Consider the following 8,503-nt stretch of genomic DNA (forward strand, 5'->3'; position numbering starts at 1 on the left):
CGCCATAGTTGTTCAGGCTATGACGGAAGGGCGCCAACTCGTCATAATGGATAATACTGATCAATGGGTGCAATACGGGTGCATCCACAAAACGAGCGTAGTCGTTAGGAGTTTCAACCTTCAGAATATTCTTCATATCGGTGGCAATGATTCATAGTTATATTGACTCGTGAGCGTCACCATCGGCATAGGCGATTTCATCCACAGCTCGAAAGCGATGGCCCGATTTGTCTCTTTGGGATTGATTTCCTGTTTCATTATATATATGTTTTTGACTGCAAAGTTACGAATTGTTGCGGAATACTCCAAATTTCTAGGATAAACAGCATCAATTTGTGACGAATGGGGGTTAGCATAACCTAAGCCATAACTCATCTGAATTGCCGCCCCATAGAAATGAGGCGGCAAAAATGATTTCTACTCTATCGGAATCTGAATCACCGATAGCCATTTCTCTGGGTCTTCTTGGTTCCAGGCTCCATCGATGTAGCTTGTGCGATGTTGCCCAACCGCCTTATAGCCCTGCTCCTCGATATAGCGGAAGGCTTCGGTGAACGACTCATAGAAGCGTTCGTAAGGACCAACGTGCTTCATGCAGAGGGCCTTGGGTACGGCTGGCAAGCGCTTGAACTTGATGATGGCGCTGTCCTGGCCCATCTCCTCCACCTGTTCGCAATACTCAATGTCGATGTCAGTGGGGGTGTACTCCTTGTTGTGCTCAATGGTGAAGCAGTAACCTGGTGGCGGACACTTGCATCCTAAACGTTGCATTTCAGGACCAATCTTCTCGACACACATAGGGCCGATAGCGGCGTAGTTAGGAATTACTTCACGATGACTTGCCACGATGATTTCGGGCAGAGATTGAATACTAATCTTTTCCATTGTCTTCATTTCTTTGCGAGCGTTCCTCCAGTCGAGCAGTTGGTTACGACGGGCAATCAGCAGTTTTAGCTCAGCCTCTGTTTCCTTTATCTTCTCAGTAAGCTGGCGGATGGTTGGAGTGTGAGAATATGAATCGCACAGGTCCTTAATCTCATCCAGCGAGAAACCTAGACGTTGTAGGTCGCGTATGGTCTTAAGCCGTTGCATCTGGTCGATGCTGTAATAGCGATAGCCCGTCCACTCGTCCACCTCGTCAGGCACAAGTAGTCCCTTCTGCTCATAATGACGCAGGGTTTTAACTGTTACCTGCATCAACTGTGAGAACTCTCCGATTTTTAATTTCTTTTTAAAATTCATAATCGCGCGATGTATTTGCTAAGCGACTGCAAAGATAAGGCATGACCTTAGGGACGAGTCAAGAGAAATGAATACTTTAACACGGATTTAACACTTGAACAGTTCCAATCTCAAAACTCTGATAGGCCGATTCGCGCCCTGATACTGGTTCGCATCAATGCAGGTTTCACCTGTGGGAACGAAACCGCACTTCTCCATCACACGGCCTGAGGCTGGATTATCCACGAAGTGACCACTGATGAGTGATTTGATGTCCGTCGTTTGTCGGATATGGTCTAGCATCAGGCGCAGAGCCTCCGTACAGATACCTTTGTTCCAATAGGGTTTAGCCACCCAATAGCCGACGAGCGGTTCACCATCACGGGCCGGCAGGTCGCACTCGCAAGATGGCCCGTAACCTATAGCACCAATCGGCTCGCCTGTTTCTTTCAACTCAATAGCCCAAGTATTGGTTATATCATTAAATACAGTGCGAATAGTTTCCAAACTCTCCTCCACACTCTGATGTGGTGGCCAGCCTGCACGAGGCCCCACATCCGGATCTGAAGCCCATTTATACAGTGTCTCCGCGTCACTGTCGCGCCAAGGGCGCAATATAATTCTATTCGTTTCCATCATTTTCTCCATCGCTTTAGCATCGGGAAGAAACCTTGCATCATCTGCTTATACTCTTCTTTGGTCATGGGCTTGGGCATGTTCTTGTTTACCTCATCAATAAACTGGGTGCAATGCTCAATCATCTCGTCCATGTTGCAGTCCTGCACAAACTTACCATCCTTGTAGCAATACTGGCAATAATCAAAATTGGTACTGCCGTCTTCGTTTGTACCGCAATCCTTGATACGCATTAATGGCATGCCACAGCTCTGACAGAACTGAGGGAGTTGGCCCTCCTGGAATGCTTTCTCCTTCTGGGGAAAGTTGGCCTCGTAAGCCTCGAAAGCCTCTGGATTTTCGTCAGCTACGAAATATCCCTTGGGTGGGCAGTAGGTTCCCTCACGATTGCCCCAATAGCCAGGTATTAGTTCTTGAGCAAGGAAGTAAGGCACTTCAGCATCGCGAGGCTCTGCATGATAGTGAATGTTCATTTTGCTGGCGAGGTCGAAGCCTGCGTGCTTGTAAAACTCGATATTTCCTTCCATTTGCAGAAGACCGATTCCCATTTCTTTGGCTTTCTCTATCGCATATTGCAACAGTTTCAACCCGTAGCCCTTGCGTTTGTAGTCGGGGTGAATGCTGATGGGGCCGAAGGTCCAGGAAGGGAAAACTTTTCCGTCGTCAAGCGTAATCTCTGCCTTGGAGAACATCACATGGCCGATGATTTTATCGTTTTCCTCCATCACAAAGTCCAACTCGGAGATAAAGTCGGGATTCGTTCTATACTGATTGAGCACATAATGCTCTGTGCATCCTGGACGATAGACGTTCCAGAATGCCTCACGCGTCAGGTTCTCTACCTCACGATAGTCTTTTGTATCTTCTAATCTAATAATCATTGTTATTTTTGATTTTAATTATTTACAACTTATTGATAGCCTTACGGCATTTTTGTTTGTCTTTCTCGGTCAGCGCGGGATGCATGGCTGTGCCGCCACGCTCGATGGTGCTCACGATTTTGAAACCTGCATAGCGGGCTATCTCACGCATGGCACGGATAGCTCCGCGCGACTGTTTGAACAGAATGTTCCAAGGCCAGGGCGTGGTGCAGGTGCTGATAAGGATACACTTCTTGCCTTTCATCAGCGGTTCTGGAAAACGATTAGTATCACGCATCATGCCATACACCTGACGGTCGAACATCAGCTTCATCTGTCCAGGGATGTTGCCCCAATAGCAGGGTGCCCCCATGATGATAGCATCAGCCTGCTGCATCATCTTCAACACCCGCTGCGAATCATCCTCAGCCAGCACACATTTCTCCTTCGTGCGACACGCAATACAGCCTTTGCAAGGCTTCACGGTCAGGTCGTTGGTATAGACCATCTCCACCGTATCGCCTCGCGTTTCGGCCTCCTCCTGCATGATGCTGAGCATCTGAGAAATCAGCCCCTTCTTCCGAGGGCTACCATTCATAATCAGAATGTTCATATTCTATTTTGTACTCAAGAATCTATTTTATTTGTATCGCCCACTGAGAATCCTTTTGCGCAGGCATTTGATGGCAGGTTTGTAATAGTCAATCTCCATTGCTTCGAGGGTTCGCTTCAGTTCATCCATCAGTTCTGGATAGAACTTGCACATACAGAAGGCAAGTTTCATGCAGACGGACTGAATGCCAGGGAACTCCTCGACATCTATCATGTGCTCGAAGCAGAAATCGAGGAAGTCCGTCCGCAGGTCATCTTCTGACATATCCAATCGTTCAACGATGTTCAAGGACAGTCGCCTGACGGATGAGTTTTTTGTCTTCATTGCCTGATCGATAAGCTCGTTCTGTATCACCTGCAGCTGGGACAAGTCTTCTTTGCTGGCTTTGGTCAGTCCCCATAAAGCGCTCCTAGCTACGAGATAATCCTCACTGAATGCATACTGACGCGCAAAACCCAGGAAATCACCATTTGCCTTCACATCCTGGTAGATTTCCTGAGCACCGCCCTCGCTGAACGTCTGTCTGAGTCTGTCTTCGGTTATAGCCATTATATCAATTTCTTAATCCATCTATTTCGAAAACGAACCAATTTCTATTAGATTTCCATCAGGATCAGCGACATAACAGGTACGCTGGCCCCAAGGTTCTGTGGTGGGAGGAAGAACGGAGACGGCACCATTCGTGAGCGCATGTTGGTATTCTTTATCGACGTCTGCGAAGGTGGGCACGTCAAATGCCAATTCTACTGTACCATTGAACCCTTCAGGATATTGGAATTTGTAAGATACCATCTGTTCGAAATCACTACGAGGATAGAGGATGATACGCATGTCGGCCAGCAGCATCTCTACATTGGGTTGAATGCCATCCCAATCGGTGGTAAAACCAAAAACTTTTGTATAGAAATCAACAGTAGCCTTATTGTTGCTGGTAAAAAGGCCAATGGTGTTGAATTTGAATCGAGGACGTGGCGAGTACAACTTTACCAGTCCGACGCTCATAAACGTGTACCAGCCATTTATCATTTCTGGCGTATCGTTCTCAAGCAGTTTCAGCAACTCGCGTGTAAACTCAAGATATCCCGAACCATTGGCAGTAACGATACGACCATCAGTTACGGCCTGCTCGTTCACATAACCGGCCTCGTTGGTATAGTTGTTGCCACCCCACAATTTCAGTTGGTCGATACCATTTCCTGTATGTTTGATGTTGTTCAGCAGTCCCTGCTTGGCCATCCACGAAGCGGCATTACAGATAGCCCCCACAACAACACCTTTGCTCAGTGCATCCTTAACAATGGGCAATACACGCTCAGCTTCGGGATTCATCCAACCGAAACCACCTATCAGTACCAAGGCAGCATAATCTGCAGGCATGGTTTCGAACGAATAGTCGGGCAGGGTTCGCATACCGCCTATCGATTTTACAGGCTCCATCGTTGGGGCTACCATCTTGTTAATATACTTAGGCTCCTTGCGAAAGCCTGTGGCATCGGTGCTCACTGCACCTGGCATAAAACCGATCTCGTGCTCGGCATAATTATCCAGCAGTATGTACAATATTTCTTTCATCTGTATAAAATGTTTTATAACTAATACTTATTTATTTTTTTTTGTTTGGTTATCATCCAATTATCCAAGAACTGCAACTGCTCTTTAGTGTGGAACCAGTGCTCGCCACCATCCATAATGGTAAGAGAGGCGTGATGCTCATTGGCAAAGTTGCTGATGGTGTCGATGGACGTGAGTTGGTCGCTGCTACCATATAAGATATGTGTAGGCACATACCAACTGACAGGGTGACTTCTGACGTAACACAAATAATCCCACGACAAATCCTCTCCAAACTCTGTATGAATGAAACCTGCAGACTTCAGTTCCAGCTCTGTGACATTCGCCCAGGTCATCATGTTGGTAATCAACTGCACCATATCAACGATTGGCGAGATGAAATAGGCCTGCTGAATCATATCCTCGATGCCAGCATTCATACTGAAGAAAGCACCGATACTATTAGCAATAAGGATGATATTCTTGTATCTGGTCTTCAGGTCGGCAACCGCCTCACGAATCTCTTTTCCTGTTTCCCAAGGGGTAAATGTGTGATAGTCCATACCTATCACTTCGCAGTCAGGAAACAGCGACTTGTAGTGCTCACTTTCTGCTGCACTACCGCCTTTGCCGTGTATGTATATTACTGCGTTCATTTATAACTATACGGTTTATCATCCAGCGGGCGAGTGCAGCCCCAACTTTTGGCAAAATCTTCAAAGCCCTTGTTGACCTTCTTCAGGAATAGCAGGCTCACAATCTTACGCACCAGCCAGGGATATTGCTCTGGGCCAGTGAACTTCTTTGCTTCTGGGGTGAGGAAGTTGCCGTTCTGCGCAAACAGCCGTCCCATTTTTTCGTAAGGAGCAACAATCTTGGCTTTTACAGCATCCTCTCTGGTTCGGATGCCAAAACTTCCACCATGAATCAGCGTGCCGCCAAAGCTACAACCGAGTTGTGCGGGCAGCCCTTGCAAGATACGCTCACAGAAACGGAACTCATTTCCCTCGTCCATGCCTCCGTGAAGGAGGAAAGACAACTGGGCAGGCTGCTTACGCTCTGATGGCAACGTTTCAAGAAATTCCAGCATCACACTGGGCATGCACTCCACATAGAGCGGGAAAGCAATGAGGATGCGTTCGTGTGTAAGGAAGGCTTCACGTGCTGTTTCCCATTCCTTGCGGCTGGAGAGATTGTAAAGTTTCCAAGTGATGCCTGCTTCTTCCAACCCTTTGACAAACGAATGAATAATCTTGTCCGTATTGCTGAACTTTGCCACACGTGGACTGCCATTGATGATGAAGACATCCTTTGCTCGGCTAGTAATGGCAGGCATTGCTTCCCTTTCACCAACGGATTGTTTCGCATTAATGCCGAGAGCTTTAGCGCCAAGTGAATGTCCACCTATGTTTGCTGCCGTACGCTTGCACCAATCTTCCATTATCGCCTGATCGGCATCGCCTTTGTATAGGAGTCCGATGTTGAGTGGATGGTAACGCAGCTCATGACGCATCCAGCCATCGCGAAAACCTATTGTCATGTTCAGCATGGGCATAATACGATCCATCAGCCGCTTGCCTTTATAATCCAGAAATCCGAAACGCGTATCGGATAGGATCCACAGGTTTTCAGTCTCTACCAGTTTTTTTATAATCTCTTCGTAATCGTCTTTTATGGCACAGATGCCAGGCGTCTTCAGCCAGCACTGGTTACAGCCCATGCAATGCGCAATCTTCATGCCCGAGGTATCGACGATCTCAATCTCTTTATCTTTAATCAGAGCCTTTATCTGCTCTGTATAGTCATTACTTAATGTGTTTAATACTAATGTTTTCATTTGTCATTGAAATTAAAAAGTCATTTCTTCATGGTCAGTTCTCCTCGCTTTGTCATTTCCTCAGCAAAGGCCTGTTCGCAGTTTTCGCGAATGTAACGGATACAGGCAGGACGGTCGCTACGGAAAACGAAAGCGAAGAACTTTCCTATCATGTTATTATGAAGCTGACAATCCTTGACTTCCATCTCGCACTCGGCACAAGTATGGAAGCCTTTTCCCATACTACACTTGCGGATCTTGCACCATGAAGCCTTCTCATTCTCATGACATCCAGGGCATTTGCCCATGCGGTATTTTTTGCACGCTCCGCAGTAGAGTCCGCAGGCAGCTATCATCTTAGTATCAACTGTTATTTCCTTCATATTTAATGTGTTTAATGTCTGCCCCAACAGAGTGAAAGGCTACGGGTAGGCGAACGCAGTTCGGGAATGGCAGACAATGATTGATTATTCGATTGGTATCTGAATGACAGAGAGCCATTTCTCTGGGTCTTCTTGGTTCCAGGCTCCATCGATGTAGCTTGTGCGATGTTGCCCGTCCACTCGTCCACCTCGTCAGGCACAAGCAGTCCTTTCTGTTCGTAGTGACGCAGGGGCTTTACTGTCACCTGCATCAACTGTGAGAACTCTCCGATTTTTAATTTCTTTTTAAAATTCATAATCGCGCGATGTATTTGCTAAGCGACTGCAAAGATAAGGCATGACCTTAGGGACGAGTCAAGAGAAATGAATACTTTAACACGGATTTAACACATCTTTGCTCTTTCTTTTACTCCCGGCCAGTAGCACCATGCGATAATGGCGGGAATGAGGGATGAGATACATTGTAGCCAGGTGAAATCATTGATACAGCTAATGCCTCCAGCCAGAGCACGAAGGCTATAGAGCACAACGATGGTGATGATTACCATACGTGTCAGAGGCAAGCGACGGATGTCACCAGTGGCAGAGAGGGCATAAAGTCCTGCCAGACAGAAAGCGAGGACAAGACCTATGGTCAGGGCATACAGCATCCAAACATGTCCTGATACCATCTGATGCATGATTTCCCGGATGCCATAGGCTTCGAATGCCTCATCCAGAGCGAACAGGCAGCCGATGTGGCCAATGGCTATAAGGAAGTGGAGCACCGCTCCGAGTCGCAATCTTTTCATCTTATTTTATTATGGTGTCTAACAGTTGTCTGGTAATATTTGCTATCACTGCCTCAGATGGTGAGTGTGTGGTGAAGACGGCGATAAGGACGTGGTTTCCATCAGGCATGAGAATGATACCTGCATCGTTCATGTCTTGCAATCCTTCAGCAGATGGGAATCCCGTACCTGTCTTATGTACGATACGAGCATCTGCGGATATCGCTGCAGGGATTCGTTTCAGTCCTGTTGAGCAGTCAGCCATCGCCTTCCAGATGAACGTCAGATATTGGTTGTCGTCTTTATGATGATGAAACCACTCGAACAGACGAACCATTTCTGTGGGGGTAGAACTGTTTTCGATAGCCTTTGCCGGATTCTTGTGCATTTGTTCCTCTGTCATGCGGACATGGATATCGCGGAATCCAAGTTTTCTCATGTACTTCTCTACAGCTTTGGGCTTGCCGCAAAACTTGAAAAGGAGTTCGCTGGCATTGTTGTCACTCTGTCCGAGAGACAATTCCAGCAGTTCTCCATACGAAAAGGCTTTGACACCTTCAAAGAACTTTAGCATTGGCGACCATGTGTTTTGCATCAAGTCTGCCTTATCGACAACGATAGTGTCATCGAGATCCAGCCCTTTCCGATTCAGG

Annotated in this window: 11 protein-coding genes and 3 pseudogenes; all 14 read right to left on the minus strand. The window is 47.0% G+C overall.

Features of this window, described 5'->3' with window-relative positions; all coding sequences use genetic code 11:
• Positions 1-417: 417 nt before the first annotated feature.
• On the minus strand, positions 418-1,242 hold the full coding sequence (locus Q0R57_RS14210; RefSeq protein WP_294749089.1) for a MerR family transcriptional regulator: 825 nt from the start codon (positions 1,240-1,242) through the stop codon (positions 418-420).
• An 87-nt stretch (positions 1,243-1,329) separates the two neighbouring features.
• Entirely contained in the window at positions 1,330-1,869 is a 540-nt protein-coding gene (locus tag Q0R57_RS14215) for a GNAT family N-acetyltransferase (RefSeq protein WP_294749091.1), read from the minus strand.
• Positions 1,857-2,099 carry a zinc ribbon domain-containing protein gene (locus Q0R57_RS14220; RefSeq protein ID WP_294749108.1) on the minus strand — a complete coding sequence of 81 codons (243 nt, stop codon included), beginning with the start codon at positions 2,097-2,099 and terminating at the stop codon, positions 1,857-1,859. The genes Q0R57_RS14215 and Q0R57_RS14220 overlap by 13 nt, the downstream gene beginning before the upstream one ends.
• 252 nt (positions 2,100-2,351) lie before the next feature.
• Positions 2,352-2,738: pseudogene (locus Q0R57_RS14225) on the minus strand (N-acetyltransferase); the annotation flags it as partial.
• A 22-nt stretch (positions 2,739-2,760) separates the two neighbouring features.
• Complete coding sequence (locus tag Q0R57_RS14230) at positions 2,761-3,330, minus strand: NAD(P)H-dependent oxidoreductase (protein ID WP_294749093.1); 570 nt, start codon at positions 3,328-3,330, stop codon at positions 2,761-2,763.
• Between the two features lie 27 nt (positions 3,331-3,357).
• Positions 3,358-3,879 carry a hypothetical protein gene (locus Q0R57_RS14235; RefSeq protein WP_294749095.1) on the minus strand — a complete coding sequence of 174 codons (522 nt, stop codon included), beginning with the start codon at positions 3,877-3,879 and terminating at the stop codon, positions 3,358-3,360.
• Between the two features lie 21 nt (positions 3,880-3,900).
• Positions 3,901-4,311: a VOC family protein gene (locus Q0R57_RS14240; protein ID WP_294749110.1), complete on the minus strand. Its 411-nt coding sequence runs from the start codon at positions 4,309-4,311 to the stop codon at positions 3,901-3,903.
• Positions 4,294-4,902, minus strand: a pseudogene (locus tag Q0R57_RS14245) (DJ-1/PfpI family protein); the annotation flags it as partial. The gene Q0R57_RS14240 and the pseudogene Q0R57_RS14245, both read right to left, overlap by 18 nt.
• Positions 4,903-4,922: 20 nt before the next feature.
• Positions 4,923-5,537: an alpha/beta hydrolase gene (locus Q0R57_RS14250; protein ID WP_294749097.1), complete on the minus strand. Its 615-nt coding sequence runs from the start codon at positions 5,535-5,537 to the stop codon at positions 4,923-4,925.
• Complete coding sequence (locus tag Q0R57_RS14255) at positions 5,534-6,718, minus strand: NAD(P)H-dependent oxidoreductase (protein WP_294749098.1); 1,185 nt, start codon at positions 6,716-6,718, stop codon at positions 5,534-5,536. Before Q0R57_RS14255 ends, Q0R57_RS14250 begins: the two co-directional genes overlap by 4 nt.
• A 20-nt stretch (positions 6,719-6,738) precedes the next feature.
• A complete protein-coding gene (locus Q0R57_RS14260; protein WP_294749100.1) occupies positions 6,739-7,080 on the minus strand; it encodes a DUF3795 domain-containing protein in 342 nt (113 codons plus the stop codon).
• A gap of 170 nt (positions 7,081-7,250) precedes the next feature.
• Positions 7,251-7,376: pseudogene (locus Q0R57_RS14770) on the minus strand (MerR family DNA-binding transcriptional regulator); the annotation flags it as partial.
• A gap of 87 nt (positions 7,377-7,463) precedes the next feature.
• A complete protein-coding gene (locus tag Q0R57_RS14270) occupies positions 7,464-7,871 on the minus strand; it encodes a hypothetical protein (RefSeq protein WP_294749104.1) in 408 nt (135 codons plus the stop codon).
• 1 nt (position 7,872) lies between these two features.
• The coding region (locus tag Q0R57_RS14275; protein ID WP_294749106.1) for a serine hydrolase at positions 7,873-8,503 on the minus strand (631 nt) is incomplete at its 5' end.

It is taken from the genome of uncultured Prevotella sp. (assembly GCF_946407605.1).
GTDB lineage: Bacteria > Bacteroidota > Bacteroidia > Bacteroidales > Bacteroidaceae > Prevotella.